Annotated in this window: 20 protein-coding genes; 8 read left to right on the top strand and 12 right to left on the bottom strand. The window is 64.6% G+C overall.

The window, feature by feature from the left end; translation table 11 throughout:
• Positions 1–82: 82 nt before the first annotated feature.
• The 4 genes from rplI to ABQ039_RS07825 form a co-directional block, all read right to left on the bottom strand.
• Complete coding sequence (rplI, locus tag ABQ039_RS07840) at positions 83–532, bottom strand: 50S ribosomal protein L9 (protein ID WP_016904199.1); 450 nt, start codon at positions 530–532, stop codon at positions 83–85.
• A gap of 231 nt (positions 533–763) precedes the next feature.
• Complete coding sequence (gene rpsR, locus ABQ039_RS07835; RefSeq protein WP_005991243.1) at positions 764–994, bottom strand: 30S ribosomal protein S18; 231 nt, start codon at positions 992–994, stop codon at positions 764–766.
• Between the two features lie 11 nt (positions 995–1,005).
• Positions 1,006–1,440, bottom strand: coding sequence for a 30S ribosomal protein S6 (gene rpsF, locus ABQ039_RS07830; RefSeq protein ID WP_006451585.1), 435 nt, complete (start codon positions 1,438–1,440; stop codon positions 1,006–1,008).
• A 414-nt stretch (positions 1,441–1,854) separates the two neighbouring features.
• On the bottom strand, positions 1,855–2,193 hold the full coding sequence (locus tag ABQ039_RS07825; protein WP_016904198.1) for an iron-sulfur cluster assembly accessory protein: 339 nt from the start codon (positions 2,191–2,193) through the stop codon (positions 1,855–1,857).
• Positions 2,194–2,400: 207 nt separating this feature from the next.
• Here ABQ039_RS07825 and asnS point away from each other — a divergent pair, with 207 nt between their 5' ends.
• Genes asnS through ABQ039_RS07800 form a run of 5 tightly spaced genes read left to right on the top strand, consistent with a single transcriptional unit; the run spans position 2,401 to position 5,313 of the window.
• Positions 2,401–3,795: an asparagine--tRNA ligase gene (gene asnS, locus ABQ039_RS07820; RefSeq protein ID WP_039511777.1), complete on the top strand. Its 1,395-nt coding sequence runs from the start codon at positions 2,401–2,403 to the stop codon at positions 3,793–3,795.
• Position 3,796: 1 nt separating this feature from the next.
• On the top strand, positions 3,797–4,051 hold the full coding sequence (locus ABQ039_RS07815) for a hypothetical protein (RefSeq protein ID WP_184610729.1): 255 nt from the start codon (positions 3,797–3,799) through the stop codon (positions 4,049–4,051).
• Positions 4,048–4,353: a hypothetical protein gene (locus tag ABQ039_RS07810; RefSeq protein WP_065032404.1), complete on the top strand. Its 306-nt coding sequence runs from the start codon at positions 4,048–4,050 to the stop codon at positions 4,351–4,353. The genes ABQ039_RS07815 and ABQ039_RS07810 overlap by 4 nt, the downstream gene beginning before the upstream one ends.
• Complete coding sequence (locus ABQ039_RS07805) at positions 4,350–4,676, top strand: hypothetical protein (protein WP_024939855.1); 327 nt, start codon at positions 4,350–4,352, stop codon at positions 4,674–4,676. Before ABQ039_RS07810 ends, ABQ039_RS07805 begins: the two co-directional genes overlap by 4 nt.
• 1 nt (position 4,677) lies before the next feature.
• Positions 4,678–5,313, top strand: a complete 636-nt coding sequence (locus ABQ039_RS07800; RefSeq protein ID WP_184610731.1) for an FMN-binding negative transcriptional regulator — start codon at positions 4,678–4,680, stop codon at positions 5,311–5,313.
• Positions 5,314–5,429: 116 nt separating this feature from the next.
• Here the strand turns inward: ABQ039_RS07800 and ABQ039_RS07795 are convergent, their stop codons facing one another.
• The 8 genes from ABQ039_RS07795 to ABQ039_RS07760 all read right to left on the bottom strand — a co-directional run bounded on the left by ABQ039_RS07795 (position 5,430) and on the right by ABQ039_RS07760 (position 11,080).
• The gene (locus tag ABQ039_RS07795; RefSeq protein WP_051750062.1) at positions 5,430–6,143 is read right to left on the bottom strand and encodes a response regulator transcription factor; all 714 of its coding nucleotides are present in this window, start codon (positions 6,141–6,143) and stop codon (positions 5,430–5,432) included.
• Positions 6,144–6,518: 375 nt separating this feature from the next.
• The gene (locus ABQ039_RS07790; RefSeq protein WP_039522704.1) at positions 6,519–7,388 is read right to left on the bottom strand and encodes a hypothetical protein; all 870 of its coding nucleotides are present in this window, start codon (positions 7,386–7,388) and stop codon (positions 6,519–6,521) included.
• A gap of 168 nt (positions 7,389–7,556) precedes the next feature.
• A complete protein-coding gene (locus tag ABQ039_RS07785; protein WP_184610733.1) occupies positions 7,557–8,297 on the bottom strand; it encodes a hypothetical protein in 741 nt (246 codons plus the stop codon).
• Positions 8,298–8,516: 219 nt separating this feature from the next.
• Positions 8,517–8,990, bottom strand: a complete 474-nt coding sequence (locus ABQ039_RS07780; RefSeq protein WP_184610735.1) for a hypothetical protein — start codon at positions 8,988–8,990, stop codon at positions 8,517–8,519.
• Positions 8,991–9,251 (bottom strand): hypothetical protein, encoded by a 261-nt coding sequence (locus tag ABQ039_RS07775; RefSeq protein WP_349777901.1) that lies wholly within the window; start codon positions 9,249–9,251, stop codon positions 8,991–8,993.
• A 47-nt stretch (positions 9,252–9,298) separates the two neighbouring features.
• On the bottom strand, positions 9,299–9,919 hold the full coding sequence (locus tag ABQ039_RS07770; RefSeq protein WP_039511773.1) for a DUF2589 domain-containing protein: 621 nt from the start codon (positions 9,917–9,919) through the stop codon (positions 9,299–9,301).
• A 51-nt stretch (positions 9,920–9,970) separates the two neighbouring features.
• Positions 9,971–10,501, bottom strand: a complete 531-nt coding sequence (locus ABQ039_RS07765; protein ID WP_039520615.1) for a DUF2589 domain-containing protein — start codon at positions 10,499–10,501, stop codon at positions 9,971–9,973.
• Between the two features lie 42 nt (positions 10,502–10,543).
• Positions 10,544–11,080 carry a glycoside hydrolase family 108 protein gene (locus ABQ039_RS07760; protein ID WP_184576917.1) on the bottom strand — a complete coding sequence of 179 codons (537 nt, stop codon included), beginning with the start codon at positions 11,078–11,080 and terminating at the stop codon, positions 10,544–10,546.
• A gap of 155 nt (positions 11,081–11,235) precedes the next feature.
• Here ABQ039_RS07760 and can point away from each other — a divergent pair, with 155 nt between their 5' ends.
• The 3 genes from can to ABQ039_RS07745 all read left to right on the top strand — a co-directional run bounded on the left by can (position 11,236) and on the right by ABQ039_RS07745 (position 14,871).
• Complete coding sequence (gene can / locus ABQ039_RS07755; RefSeq protein ID WP_016902447.1) at positions 11,236–11,898, top strand: carbonate dehydratase; 663 nt, start codon at positions 11,236–11,238, stop codon at positions 11,896–11,898.
• A gap of 85 nt (positions 11,899–11,983) precedes the next feature.
• Complete coding sequence (locus ABQ039_RS07750; protein ID WP_184610737.1) at positions 11,984–12,514, top strand: 3-hydroxyanthranilate 3,4-dioxygenase; 531 nt, start codon at positions 11,984–11,986, stop codon at positions 12,512–12,514.
• Positions 12,515–12,729: 215 nt separating this feature from the next.
• Entirely contained in the window at positions 12,730–14,871 is a 2,142-nt protein-coding gene (locus ABQ039_RS07745; protein WP_184610739.1) for an FUSC family protein, read from the top strand.
• Positions 14,872–14,898 lie beyond the last annotated feature (27 nt).

The following is a 14,898-nucleotide window of genomic DNA, read 5'->3' as shown; positions in this document are numbered from 1 at the left end:
CGGGCCTGGCATCGCTGGCGTGGCCGCAGAAAGACGAAGGGCGCCTAACCAGGCGCCCTTCGGGTACAGCGTACAGCGTGGATCAGGCGTCGGATTCGACGATGACCTTGACCGAGGTTTCCACATCGGCGTGCAGGTGCAGCACAACGTCGTACTCGCCGACATTGCGGAATGCGCCTTCGCCCAGGATCACTTCGCTCTTTTCCAGCGGCAGGCCGGCGGCGGTGAACGCCTCGGCGATGTCGCGCGGGCCGACCGAGCCGTACAGCTTGCCTTCGGTCGACGCATGCGCGCCGATGGTGACGCTGGCGCCTTCGAACTTGCCGGCGCGGCTCTGTGCATCGGCCAGGATGGTGTTGGCCTTGGCTTCGTAATCGGCACGCTTGGCTTCAAACGCTTCGACGTTGGCAGCGGTGGCCGGAACGGCCTTGCCCTGCGGCACGAGGAAGTTGCGGCCGTAACCCGGCTTGACGCTGACCTTGTCGCCCAGGCCGCCGAGATTGGTCACTTTCTGCAGAAGAATCAGATCCATGGTGGTGCTCCGTTATTCGTTAGCGCCGGCGCTTTGGCCGACGCAACGTTTGCTGTCCGAAAAGACGGGATTCGGGAATCGGGATTTGGGAATCGCAAGAGCACGATCAACACCGCATCTCGAATGACCGGCCTCTATATTTATTACCCGCACATGGATGTGCGGGCTCTTGTGAGGGACTCACATACAACCGTGCGGGCTCTTGTGAGGAACTCACATCAACGACTCGGATTAAACGTCGTGATTGTCCGTGTACGGGATCAGCGCCAGGAAACGCGAGCGCTTGACGGCCGTGGCCAGCTGACGCTGGTACTTGGACTTGGTACCGGTCACGCGGCTCGGCACGATCTTGCCGTTCTCGGTGAGGTACTGACGCAGGGTGTTGAGATCCTTGTAATCGATCTCTTTCACGCCCTCGGCGGTGAACTTGCAGAACTTGCGACGACGGAAGAACTTGGACATGACAGCGCTCCTTAAGCGGCTTCGGCGTTGTCGCCGTCGGTATCGGTGGCGGCAGGTGCAGCATCGCCCTCATCGTCATCGCGACGACGACGCTCGCTACGCTCGGGCTTGTCGCCCTTCTCGTCCTTGCTCTTCATGATCAGCGACTGCTCGGTGTCCGGGCCATCGCGCTTGACGACCAAGTGACGCAGCACCGCATCGTTGAAGCGGAAGCTTTCCACCAGCTCGCTCAGCACGGCCTGGTCGACTTCGATGTTGAGCAGCACGTAGTGCGCCTTCACCAGGTTCTGGATCGGGTAGGCCAGCTGACGACGGCCCCAGTCTTCCAGACGGTGGATGGTGCCGTTACCGCCCTCGATCAGCGACTTGTAGCGCTCGATCATGGCCGGGACCTGCTCGCTCTGATCCGGGTGGACCAGGAACACGACTTCGTAATGACGACTCATGTTGTATTACCTTTCGGATGTGGCCACGTGGGCCGGACAGCTCCCCGGTGACCCGCGAAAGGCGGCCGGTGGAGCAAGGATTCCCGCCCGGAACCGGGCAGGAAGCAGGAAAGTATGGCAGTTCAGGCGCTTAGCCGCAACCTGGCCGAGCCAGCGGGCGAGCCCACAAACAGGACATCTGCGCAGCGACTGCTTGAGCCCGTCTCCCACCGGGGCGATAAGGCACCGCCGGCGCGCCACTGGCGCGCGTGCCTTGGAACGCCCGCGCCGCAAGCGCGGGCCGGGGGGGTTGGGGTGAGGGTCCGCGGCCAAGCCACTGGTGACGTCTAACCGCGCGAGGCTTCGCCCCTTACCCTCATCCGCCATTCTGGCACCTCCTCCCGCAGGGAGAAGGAATAGCGCGCACCAGCGAGCTCAGCGATGCTCGGCTTCGGTCGTAAAGCTCTCCCCGCAGCCGCACTCGGCAGTCGCGTTGGGATTGCGGAAGGTGAAGGTCTCGCTCAGGCCGTGCTTGCCGAAATCGATGCAGGTGCCGTCGACCAGCGGCAGGCTGACCGGGTCGACGAAGATGCGCACGCCCTCCTGCTCGAACACCGCGTCGTCGTCGCGTTTCTCGCGCGCCAGGTCGGTGACATGGCCCCAGCCCGAGCAACCTGTCTTGGTCACGCCAAAGCGCAGACCCAGCGTCCCCGGGGTCTGCTGCACGAAACGCTGCACGCGCTCCAGCGCGGCGGGGGTGAGGCTGATGGCCATGGGGGATGCTCCGGAAACGATGGTGGCAAGTATAGCGAGGCTGCAATTACCGGGGCTGCACCCGCTGCGACGACGTGTTCCCCAGATGGGGCCATATCCGGCCTTGGACAAGCGCAACCATCCGCAAGCGGTTCAGATGCTCGCGCCGGCGCGCCCGCAGCCAGTAAACTCGCAGACCATTCAAAGTCGCTACGGCGAGGACAAGTCATGACGGTGGTCAGCGTTGAACATGCGCTTGCGGGAAAACTCCCGGAAGGCGGCGAAGTCACGGTACGGGGGTGGGTGCGCACGCTGCGCGGATCTGCCGGACTGGCCTTCATCAACGTGACCGATGGCTCGTGCTTCGCTCCGATCCAGGTGGTGGCCAACGACACCCTGCCCAACTTCGACGAGATCAAGCGCCTGACCAGCGGCTGCTCGCTGATCGCCAAGGGCGTGCTGGTGAAGTCGCAGGGCAAGGGTCAGTCGTTCGAGATCCAGGCCAGCGGCGTGGAGATCGTCGGCTGGGTCGAAGACCCGCTGACCTACCCGATCCAGCCCAAGCCGATGTCGCCGGAGTTCCTGCGCGAAGTGGCGCACCTGCGCCCGCGCACCAACCTGTTCGGCGCGGTCACCCGCATCCGCAACTGCCTGGCGCAGGCGGTGCACCGCTTCTTCCACCAGAACGGCTTCAACTGGATCAGCACCCCGATCATCACCACCTCCGACGCCGAAGGCGCCGGGCAGATGTTCCGCGTTTCCACGCTGGACATGGTCAACCTGCCGCGCGATGCCAGCGGCGCGGTGGATTTCAGCCGCGACTTCTTCGGCAAGGAAACCTTCCTGACCGTGTCCGGCCAGCTCAACGTGGAGGCCTACTGCCTGGCGCTGAGCAAGGTCTACACCTTCGGCCCGACCTTCCGCGCCGAGAACAGCCACACCACGCGCCATCTGGCCGAATTCTGGATGATCGAGCCGGAAATCGCCTTTGCCGATCTGGCCGAAGACGCGCGCCTGGCCGAGCAGTTCCTCAAGTACCTGTTCCGCGCGGTGCTCGATGAGCGTGGCGACGATCTGGCATTCCTGGCCGAGCGCGTGGACAAGAACGCGATCGCCAAACTCGAGGCCTTCATCAATGCCCCGTTCGAGCAGATCGACTACACCGAAGCGGTGAAGCTGCTGCAGAACTCGGGCAAGAAGTTCGACTTCCCGGTCGAATGGGGGCTGGACCTGCAGACCGAGCACGAGCGCTGGCTGACCGAAGAGCATATCGGCCGCCCGGTGGTGGTGACCAACTACCCCGAGCACATCAAGGCCTTCTACATGCGCCTGAACGATGACGGCAAGACCGTCGCGGCGATGGACGTGCTGGCGCCGGGCATCGGCGAGATCATCGGCGGCAGCCAGCGCGAAGAGCGCCTGGATGTGCTGGATGCACGCATGGCGCAATTCGGCCTGGACCAGGAGCACTACAGCTGGTACCGCGATTTCCGCCGCTACGGCTCGGTGCCGCATGCCGGCTTCGGCCTGGGCTTCGAGCGCCTGGTGGTGTACGTGTGCGGGCTGAGCAATATCCGCGACGCCATCCCCTACCCGCGCGCGCCGGGCAGCGCCGAGTTCTAATGTGAGCCTGCTGGCCGCCGCCACGCTGCAGTTGCTGGCCTTCGCGGCGGCGTTGCCGGGCGCCGGCATCGCCGGCGTGCGCGGCGTCCGACTGGCGCAGCGGGCAGCCGCACATCCCGGTGCAAGCGCCTGGTGGCAGGGTGACACGGCACGCAGGGCGATCATCCATGCCCTGCGTCCGTTATGGTGGACCATCACTGCGCTGGTGATCGGCGCAGCACTTCCCCAACTCGCACTGATGCTGGCGGGCACATGACCCTGTTCTTCGCGCTGTGTTTTGTCGGTGTGGCCGTTGCCGGCCTCACCGCCTTGCTGATCTTCTGGCCGCTGACGCTGGTGCACCTGCGCGACCGACATCCCGAGGCGCTGGCCAGCTTCGGCGAGCCGGCCTTCATCAGTCCTGCGGCGCTGCGCTGGTTGTTGGCGCGGCGCTACCGCAGCCATCGCGACGGTGCGCTGTCCGGCCTGGCCACGCCGGCCTGGCTGTCGCTGCTGACCATCTTCTTCGGCCTGGGCATGGCAGCCCTGCTCGGCCTGCTTTCCAAGGTAATGCCATGAATACACCGCAAGACACCGCACATGACGACCACGATTCGTGGTGGCTGGCCACGATCGGCCGCACGCTGATCTGGGCGCGCCTGCGCGTGAAGCAGGCCGGTACCGCCGAAGTCCTGGACAGCGACGGCAAGATCCTGCCTTACGACAGCGAAGACAGCGCCCGCGCGGCCTTGTTCGATGCCGAATTCGTCGCGCTCGACGGGCTGGACGAAGAAGACGCGCTGATGCGTGGCTTCTCGCTCGATGAGGTCTCGCCGCCGCGTGGCGACGACGATGCGGACCTGCGCGAACGCATGGTGCTGACCCTGGGCGGTCGCGCCTGACATGTACGCCCCACGCGCGTTCGCGCAGACCGATCTGGCCTTGCTGGACTGGCTGATCGCGCGCGACCCGTTCGTCACCCTGATCAGCCAGGGCGAGGACGGACAGCCGGCGATCTCGCATCTGCCGGTGCTGTACCGACGCGATGACCAGGCAGTTGTCATCGAAGGCCACTGGGCGCGCCCCAATCCGCAGGCACGCAGCCCCGGCGACGCGGTACTCGTGGTGCAGGGCCCGCATGCCTATGTGTCGCCCAGCTGGTATCCGGACAAGGAAGCGGCCGCACGCGTGCCGACCTGGAACTACGCCGTGGCGCATCTGCATGGACGCTGCGAGCAGGTGAGCGATGAGGCGGCGCTGGGCGAGCTGATCGGCCGCATGAGCACCCACTTCGAACAACGCGTCGGCAGCGACTGGCTGTTCGAGATGGAGCGCGACAACCACCGCCGCCAGTTGCGCGGCCTGGTCGGCTTCCGCTTCGTTCCCAGCCGCATCGAGCTGACCTTCAAGCTCAGCCAGAACCACCCCGCCGCCAATCAGCGCAGCGTCAGCCAGTTCCTGGCGCAGCAACCCGACCAAGCCTCGAACGCGATCGCAGCGTTGATGCAGGCGGCCATGGACGCCAATCCGACGCGCTGAGATGGCCTCAGTCGCGCATTGGAAAGACAGATCACCAGAGGGTTGGGACGCGTCGGCCACATTGTCGGCCGACGCCGGCGTGCCTGGCACCCTATTTCCCCGAAGGCTAGTGCAACTCAGCCAGCCCGGCGCGATCGCTGCGGCACAAGCGCCTCAGAGGGATCGCTGCCACAGCCGGATGCAGGATCAAGCGGAGAAAGTCCTTGCGCGATTGCATAACGGGTGAGCTGGGCGATGCTTTGAATATTGAGTTTCAACATGCAGTTTTCGCGATGCGTGCCCACCGTTTTCACGCTCAAGTGCAAGCGCGTGGCGATCTGCCTGGTCGACAGGCCTTCGGAGTAGAGCTGCACGATTTCGCGCTCACGTGAGGTCAGCCGGGTATACGCAGAATCGTCTTTGGCGGCTCGACGCAGTCCTGCGATCAACGAACGCGACATCTGCGGACTGATATAGATCTGATCCTGACCAACGAGTTGAATCGCACGCAGCAACTCGGCGAAGGTACTGGTTCGCGCCAGATAGGCTTTTGCGCCAGCTTCGAAGACCGCGCTGGCACGCATGCAGGCATCGGACGGAGCAATGCAGATTGCCCGGCTGCCGGGACTGCGTTGAATTAAACGTCGCGTCAGATCGATGCCATTGAGGCCAGGGAGCAGGACATCCACCAGGACGATATCCGGCTGCTCTCTGGCAGCGATCTGCAGACACGCCAGTCCGTCTTCGGCATGCCCCACCACTTCGAAACCCGGAACCTTTTGCAGCAAAGCGACCATGCCTTCCACGAGGATGGTGCGATCAGCAGCGACGACGATACGTGTCTTCATCATTCCCTCGGTTACACGAATGGGGGCCGCGATGTGCAGCGGCATTCGAGCGGCGCGCTGCAGCGAATCGACAGATGCTCGGCAGGAGCACTTGAGCGAGCTTGTCATACGCTCATCTCGACACCATCGGTTCTGGACTGATTTGGCGACCGTCGAATGCTGGTTTGCACAACGGTGTAGATGTCGGTGCGACGCAATGACGGGTAGGTTTGCCTGAGGTGTGTTACGCACGTTGAACCGGAGCCGAAGCGGACTGCGCCGCTCCGGACCAACACGCACCGCCACCTGATGCTTGGCACCCTGTGCCAGACATCGTTTCTGCATAAGACTGCCGATAAAAAACGAACGCGGTTCCAGCTGCAGCTCAACCGCGAAAGATTACGAGTCGCCGGACATCATCTGCCTGGCAAGGCCGGTCAGTTGCTGACGCACCTGATCCAGACGCGGGTCTGCCTCCAACTCGCGCTGCAGGTCCAGCAGACCTGCGGCAAGTTCGCCGCGCGCGCGGATACCTTCAGACTCGACCGATGCGCGCTGAGACTGGATCGCTGCAGCGGCGTGTTGGCTGGAATCGCCGCGTACGACCGTTTCCATGACATCGACCATGCGTTGCAGCAGGCGATAGACGGCACTTGCCGAAAATCCACCCATCATCGCCAATGCGGGTTTTCCGAACGCGCCCAGGCTACTTTCGGCAAACAGATCCTCCGGCAGCAACTCCACTAAGATCAGACCGGCGATGAGGCCCAGAATCATGCGCGCGGCATAGGAAGAATCGAATCGCGGATCGTACGTCGCGTCGGCGACGTAACGATGGGCCTGGAACAGGGCGGAAAACGCTGCGCCAAGCCCGGCACAGGCAAGGATGAACATCACATTCCAGCCCAGCGTACTGCCCGAGGAGTCGAGAAATCCCAGCGCGATGTTCTGCTCGTTGACAAGGCTGGACATCGCCAGCCCGACCACTGAGGCAAGACAGCCGACCGAGCTTAAAGTCAAGGTGCGAATCAGCGGAATTGGACCAAGCCAGCGCAAAAAGCCACCGCGCAAACGCTCCCGCTCGATCAGCACCACCGCTTGCGGCGTTGCGGGTTGGATCGCGCGAACCAGCTGTCGGTGCAGAGCGGCCAGTTCGCGCGCGCCAGCTTCGCCATGCAGGGAGGTGCCAGGCATCACCCGTAATTCCGCCAACCGGCCAGGCAGATCGGGGGACATCGCCAACCCCTGCTTTAGCGCATACGACACCATGGCCCGACATTCGAGCTCCAGCTGTTCAAGCACGCTGGAGAAGACCGGCCCGATGAATCCTGCCGACGAGACGGACTGGGCCACCGCGCGTCGCCGCAGGCCGACGCGCATCCTGGTTCGCTTCCACATAAGTGATTCCCAACATGCAGGCGCGCATCCAGCCCGACCTCAGGGCATCCGTTCGAACAGCGTCGTATCGCGCTGACCTTTCACAACAAGAGCAAGCTCTGCGCTGCCATCGTCGCGAATCCGCAGACTGGCTTGGCCATCGCTGAGCTGGCGGCAATAGCCTCTATCGTTGGCGCCGATCCAGGCATTCAACGCGCCTGCCGCACGCCCGGCATAGCGCAGTTCCACCTGGCAGTCGCGGGGGGCGCCATAGCGCAGGCGACCGAGCACGTCTCCCGGGCGGACTGTGGTCGCCACAATCTCCAACTGGGCGGAAATCAGGCCCGCCCCGCGCCAGCGCCCAGCTTCGGCCAAACCTGCGCTGCTCTGATCCAAGGCAACGACCAACGGCGAATCGCGGCCGGGCAGCGTGAGTTGCATGCCGGACGTCGCACCCTCCGTCACCTCAAGCTGGGCGCGGCCACCGGCTAGCCCATCGCAAAACCTGCCGCCATTGCGAGACAGCAGCGCGTAACCGTCCGGATGCGCTCGTAGCTCCAGCGCACAATTGAAAGGAGGTCCAAACCGCACGTCCGCCGTTTGGGTGCCGTCGGCTCCCACCGCGCGCCCGCTCAGGCGGACATAAACCGGGCCCGCACCGCCGCTGGCGGACAGGATTCCGCGCCAGTCACCTGTCGGAATGCTACCAGCCGGAGCGGCCTGTACTGCAGTCAACGAAAGACACAAGGCCAGTGAGGTGATGCGGAGAACGTGACGTCGATGATGAGGTTGGACAGACATGAGAAAGCTCCGATAAGAAGTTGGACAGGATGGAAAGATCGATCAAGCTGCTGCTCAGCACACCGGCTGCAGTAATTACCAGAACTGCAACCAAGCAAATGATGAAGATGGATCGCCACCGGCACCGAGACCGCCGGCAGAGATCCGCATGCAGGGCCGCCACATCGGTTCCCAGCCGCTCGGCGAGCGCGCGGGCATCGGCGTCTGACAGCAGCAACCTCACGGCACCGCTCCGGGACCGGAAGATGGCACGTCCACGAACGGATGAAGCGTCCATTCCTTCAGCGCGATGCCATCGAACCAAAGCACGCCACGCGGACGCTCGCTGCCTTGATAGCCGATTTTCAGCGCGTGGCTTGGCGTACGGCTGCGGGGCGGCGCGATACGCAGCGCCAGTCCGGGAGCGCCGTCGCTCTGCGTGACCGGCTCTATTTGCACTTGCAGCGTCAACGAAAACTCGTTGATTTGCGATAGCCGCAGCGCACGCAATTGGCAGACCGAAATGGACAGCAGGGTCTCCATTTCGCCCTGGGCCGTTCCGTCATCATGCATGCAGCGAACCTGCATGCTGCAGGCGGCCACCGCAGCATCCACCAGCGCGGCGTGGCGCTGGCGGCATCGCTGTTGCGCTCGTCGGACGGCCTGGTCGAGCAGCTCCACGAAGACGTCCAGGGAATAGCTCGCGTGTGCCATCTACGACTCCGTCAGCCAGATCGGCTTGCGCTTGAACCCCACGTGGTAGCACAACCATTGCAGTACCACCTGATGCTCGCCCAGCTGCACAATGGTGAAGCTCTTCTCGATCCCGAGAATCGTTCCCCTGGGCGCTTCGCTGAGGCAGCGATTGAGCAGATGCTGCGCGGCCTCGACCTGCTCAGCGGTCTGCATCTTTGCCGGGTTGTCGCTGCCGACGACGATGCGCTTGATGCAGCTCACTTCTGACAAATCGATCATCGGCAACGACTCGGGTGATAGAAAGGTGCAGGACTCAACAGCGACGCTTACGGCACCGGCACAGGCGCAGTGACTTTACGTGGCGCTGCGGCGGTCTGCAGGATGTCGAGCACGCGCGACAGCCCTTCGGGGGTACCGCGATCTTCGGCGTGCAATGCGACGTGATACTTGGCCGAATTATCGGAAGAGCGCGTGTTTTCCTTGTGGCTGGACACCGACCCCTGCACGTTGACCTTGGCCTTGAACACGCCCCAGCCGACGCTTGCCTCCAAATCCACCTTGAGGCTCTTGTCTTCGGCTTCCTTTTCCGAAAACGAGGATTTGACTTCCATGTCGAAGGTCACGTCCACGGTCTGAATGCTCAAATTGGGAACGTTGACCAAGGTCAGCAGCGGCACGACGATCTCGACTTCCTCCTCGGCCATCCCGGTACCGCTGGGGTCTTCGACCGGGCGTTTGAACTTGAACTGCGCGGTCCGCGTACCGCCGTTTCCGTTGGGATCGGCAGCAGGGTCGGTCGGCGGCAGAAAACCGATGACCTTGATAAAGTCGGCGGTGGCGCGGGCCAGCATGACCTGCGCATCGCAGGCTGCACGCAACGGGGCGCCGATCAGATCCGCCATCGGCAGGCCCTTGAATTGGTCGGACATATTGACAATATCGCTCATGGTGTTCTCCTGAAGAGTGGTTGTTTGAAAAAAAATCGATGACGGCGGGGATCAATCGCCCTTGACCGTCTTGAACACGCCTTGCGACTGCGCAAGGCGATTGATGAGACGTGCCACGCCTTCGGTCGGCTCGCTGCCTTCCACGCGTAACACGACGTGCACCGCACTGTGCCGCGCACTTTTTGCATTGGAGCCGAGGTCGATGCCGATCTGGCCGGGCAGCGCTGGCGGCTTGGGATGCCAGTCATCGACGGCGGCGGGAACCGCCAGCGACGCCGGCAACGCGGCTTCGTCCAGTTCGCTAAGCTCGCCGAGTTGTGCATCGAAGCTGATCTCTACGTCCTTGATGCGCAGGACGTTGGACGACACCAGCGGCAACAGCGGTGCGCGATACAGGTCTTCGTCGTTCTCGCCCGCTTCCGGGTGCTGCGACGGCAAGCGGATCAGAACGCTTCTGGGACGGTTGTCCTCGTCAAAGAACGCGCCCAGGTTAGCCATCTGGTGCTGTTCGATCCGGTCCTGGGCGTCGATAACTGCCCCGGCCAGCGCTTCGATCAGATCGTTGAGGGAGATTTGCGCCATGTTGGGCTCGTTGGTCGGAGATGTCGCGGGGACGGTGACGGCTCAGACCACGTTGGGAAAGCTATCCACGCGTGCCAGCCACCCCTTGAGAAACTTGCCAAGCGCCGGTCGCGCGGCGACCAGTCGCTGGTAGTAGTCCTTGCGGCCGACTTTGTAGCGTGCATACAGGTCTTGCTGGTTGCTGGATGCCAGGGCGGCGAAGGTCGCCGGTCCCATCCGTCCGTCCACCACCAGCGCGCCGCCGGTCTGGGCGTTGAGCACGGTCTGCAGCAGCTTGATCGCGTTGCCGCCGGCGTTGACATAGAAGTCGAACAAGATGTTGGCCAACGGCTGCAGTGCGATTTGGTCGGCGCGTAGCCGGTCCCAGTACTGCGTCTTGTAAATGACCCCGGCTTGGGCATCGGTCAATGCACGCAGGTTCGCCAAGCTTGGCTCCACGCCGAGCAAGTTCTGGGCGCAGGCCTTGAAGGTCAGCAGCGTGATGCCTTTGTTGGTGGCACCGCCCGGATCGGCGGGGTCGTTGACGAAGCCGCCCTCGTGCTTGAGCAGGGTTGGAAAAAACATGTTGAAGTCAGCCATCGGCGCCACCTGTTGAATTGATCGGTGGCGCCAGTTTCCGCATCGGTGCAATAGCGGCACATCGGCCCTTCACCGATACTACGAAGCCTGAAAGCTGATTCATCCAGGGCCCCGACAGGGGCCACCAACACTGCGTTTTCTGGAATACTGCGCGCATGAACGAGCTCAACCATTTGCTTGAAAACAACCGTGCCTGGTCCGAGCGCATCCGCCGCGAGGACCCGGAATTCTTCTCCAAGCTGTCCACCCAGCAGACGCCCGAGTACCTGTGGATCGGCTGCTCGGACTCGCGCGTGCCGGCCAACCAGATCATCGACATGGCCCCGGGCGAGGTGTTCGTCCACCGCAATATCGCCAACGTGGTGGTGCATACCGACCTGAACTGCCTGTCGGTGATCCAGTTCGCCGTCGACGTGCTCAAGGTCAAGCACATCCTGGTGGTCGGCCATTACGGCTGCGGCGGCGTGTTCGCCAGCCTGACCCAGAAGCGCATGGGCCTGGTCGACAACTGGATCCGCCATGTCACCGATGTGGCCGACAAGCACGAGGCCTGCCTGCACGACGCGGGCGACCTGCCGGTGCAGCACGCGCGCCTGTGCGAGCTCAACGTGCTCGAGCAGGTGGTCAATGTCTGCCGCACCACCATCGTGCGCGACGCCTGGGACCGCGGCCAGGCACTGCAGGTGCATGGCTGGGTCTACAGCCTGCGCGACGGACGTGCGCACGACCTGGGCATGTCGATCGACCGCCCGGAGCTGCTGCAGGAACGCTACGACGCCGCACTGGCGCGCATCCAGGCCGATCACGCCGAACGCTGAGCCGCACCCGCACGCCATCCAGCCGCGGCGCCCATCGGCGCCGTCGGTTGGCTATGCTGGACGTCTTCTTTGCCGAGGAACGTCGATGCTGGTCCCGCCGATCAACCTGCAAGCCTGGATCGAGCAACACCGCCACCTGCTCAAGCCACCGGTGGGCAACAAATGCATCCAGCAGGACGGCTTCATCATCATGATCGTCGGTGGGCCGAACGCGCGCACCGACTATCACTACGACGAAGGCCCGGAGTGGTTCTTCCAGCTCGAAGGCGAGATGTTGCTGAAGGTGCAGGACGAAGGCGTGGCACGCGACATCCCGATCCGCGCCGGCGAGATCTTCCTGCTGCCGCCGAAGGTGCCACATTCGCCGCAACGCGCGGCCGGCTCGATCGGCCTGGTGATCGAACGCGAGCGCTTGCCCAACGAGCAGGACGGCCTGCAGTGGTATTGCCCGCAGTGCAATCACAAACTGTACGAGGCGATGTTTCCGCTGCAGGACATCGAAACCGATTTTCCGCCGGTGTTCGATCATTTCTATCGTTCGCTCGCGCTGCGCACCTGCAGCCAGTGCGGGCATCTGCACCCTGCGCCGGAGCGCTATGCCACTGTCGAGGCATGAGTGGGCGATGGCCGGGGCAATTCCAGGCACGCGTCGCACAGGTCTTCGAGCGCATTCGCTCGGCGGTGGCCATCGGCGCGCCGCCGCGCCCTCGCAATGCCGCGCCCTCGCAATGCCGCGCAATGCAATGACGATGCAGCTGCGCGCAGCGCACCGTGTGTCGAGCGTGTGCACGCGCCGCAGCCGCGCCGTGCGTCCGCATTGAACCCCATGCCATGCTGCGCACGCTGATCGACCTCAAGCCGCGCGACGTGCCATTGCGCGTTGCGTTGCGTAACACCGCCGCGGTGGTGCTGCCGCTGGCGGTCGGTGTGGCCACCGGGCACGTCGCCGCCGGTCTGGCCGTATGTACCGGCGCGCTCAACACCATGTTCACCGACCAGCCCGGCCCGTACCGTGCGCGTCTGCAGCGCATGCTGATGGCCGCGCTGGCAGCGGGCCTGGCTGCGTTGCTCGGCATCTGGGTCGGCCACAACACGCCGGCATTGGTGATTGCCGGGCTGCTGCTCGGTCTTGGCGGCGGCTTGCTGGTGGCACTTGGCCCGGTGGCAGCGCGGGTGGGGCTGACCAGCATGATCCTGCTGGTGGTCAGCGCCGACATGCGCCTGCCGGTGCAGCAGGCCGCGGGCGTGGCGGCATTGATCTTCGCCGGCGGCCTGCTCCAGGTAGTGCTGGCACTGGCGGCCTGGCCATTGCAACGCTATCGCCCGGAGCGCTTCGCGCTGGCCGACCTGATGCGTCAACTGGCCGGCATCGCACGCCAGCGTCCGGAAGCCAGCGCCCCGCCACCGGCCACCCAGGAAGTGCTCGATGCGATGGTGATGCTGCATGGCGAGCATCGCTCGCGCGCGATCGCCGTGCAGAGCTTCCGCATCATCGCCGAGCTGTGCGAGCGCGTACGGCTGGAGTTGCTGTCGCTGGCCGATGTCGATACCCGCCTGACCGACTCGCAGGCGCGCCCGGCGATCGAGCGCGTGCTCGAACGCAGCGCCATCGTGCTGGAACAGCTCGCGCATGCGATGACGGTGGGCGAGGACCCGCTCGCCGCCAATGCCTCGATGACCGGTTTCGACGATCTGGTCGCCGCACTGGCGCAGTTCCAGCACGACAACGCCGATACCCGCGAGCGCCGGCTGGTGCGGGTGGCGGTGGCGCGCGCGCAAGGCCTGGGCGGCCAGCTGCGCGCCCTGATCCGCAACGCGCATTGGGCCAGCAGCCGTGGCGAGATCCAGGCGCAGCTGGCCGAAGCGCGCCTGCCGGCGGCGCTGCGGCCCGCGGCGACCTGGGCCACGCTGCGCGCGAACCTGGATCTGTCCTCGGTGGCGTTCCGGCATGCCTTGCGTTGCGGCGTGTGCCTGGCGCTGGCGATCGCCTTCCAGCGCTGGCAGCAGATCCCGCACGGCTTCTGGATTCCGATGACCACCGCCATCGTGCTCAAGCCGGATTTCGGCGGCACTTTCAGCTTCGGCGCCTTGCGCGTGGCCGGCACCTTCGTCGGCCTGCTGGTGGCGACCTTGCTGGCGCACCTGGCGATGGACGGCGCCAACGTCCGCCTGGCGTTGCTGGCGCTGTTCTGCCTGGGCTTCCGCCTGCTGACGCAGGTGAACTACGGCATCGGCGTGGCGTTTCTGACCGGCATGCTGGTGCTGCTGCTGTCCTTCGAAGGCGTGGCACCGGGCGAGGCCATCGGTGCGCGTCTGCAGGCCACGGTCGCCGGCAGTGCCTGGGCGTTGATCGCCTACGCGGTGTGGCCCACGCGCGAGCGCCGGCATATCCGCGCGTCACTGGCACAGTTGCTGAGCGCCTATCGCGATCATCTGCGCAATCTGCTGCTCGGCAGGATGGACGATCTGGGCGACACCCGCGCTGCCGCACGCGTGGCGCGCACCAACGCGCAGGCCTCGATCGAACGCCTGCGCGGCGAGCCACGCAGCCGACGCAATCTGCACGAGCTCAAACTCGCCGAATCCTTGCTGGCCAACGGCAACCGGCTGATCCGCGCCACCCTGTCGCTGGAGGCGGTGCTGCGCGACGGCCATCCCCTGCCTGCGCTGGAAGCGCTGCCCGCCTTCGCGCAACAGGCCGACCAGGCATTGTCCGAGCTGATCGCCTGCCTGGTCGACGGCGGCATTCCCGCCGCGGCCACCTTGCGCAGCGCCGAGCGCCAGCTGTCCGATGCATTGGCCGCCCTGCCCGACGGCTCGCCCGCCACCGCCGCACTGGCCGACACCATCGACCGCATCACCGACAGTATCGGCACCTTGACGCATCTACTGCGCCCTGCCCGGCCAGCCTCGACCACCGCTGCAGCCGAGGCAGCGGCCGCGCATGACGGCGCACACGGTGCCGGCGGGTAAACTGCGTCACTGACCTGCGTTGCGAGC

The sequence above is a fragment of the Xanthomonas sp. WHRI 6108 genome (assembly GCF_040202385.2).
In the GTDB taxonomy this organism is placed as follows: Bacteria; Pseudomonadota; Gammaproteobacteria; order Xanthomonadales; family Xanthomonadaceae; genus Xanthomonas; species Xanthomonas arboricola.
The sequence above is the reverse complement of the archived record's forward strand: the minus strand, read 5'-3'. Positions and strand labels throughout refer to the sequence as shown.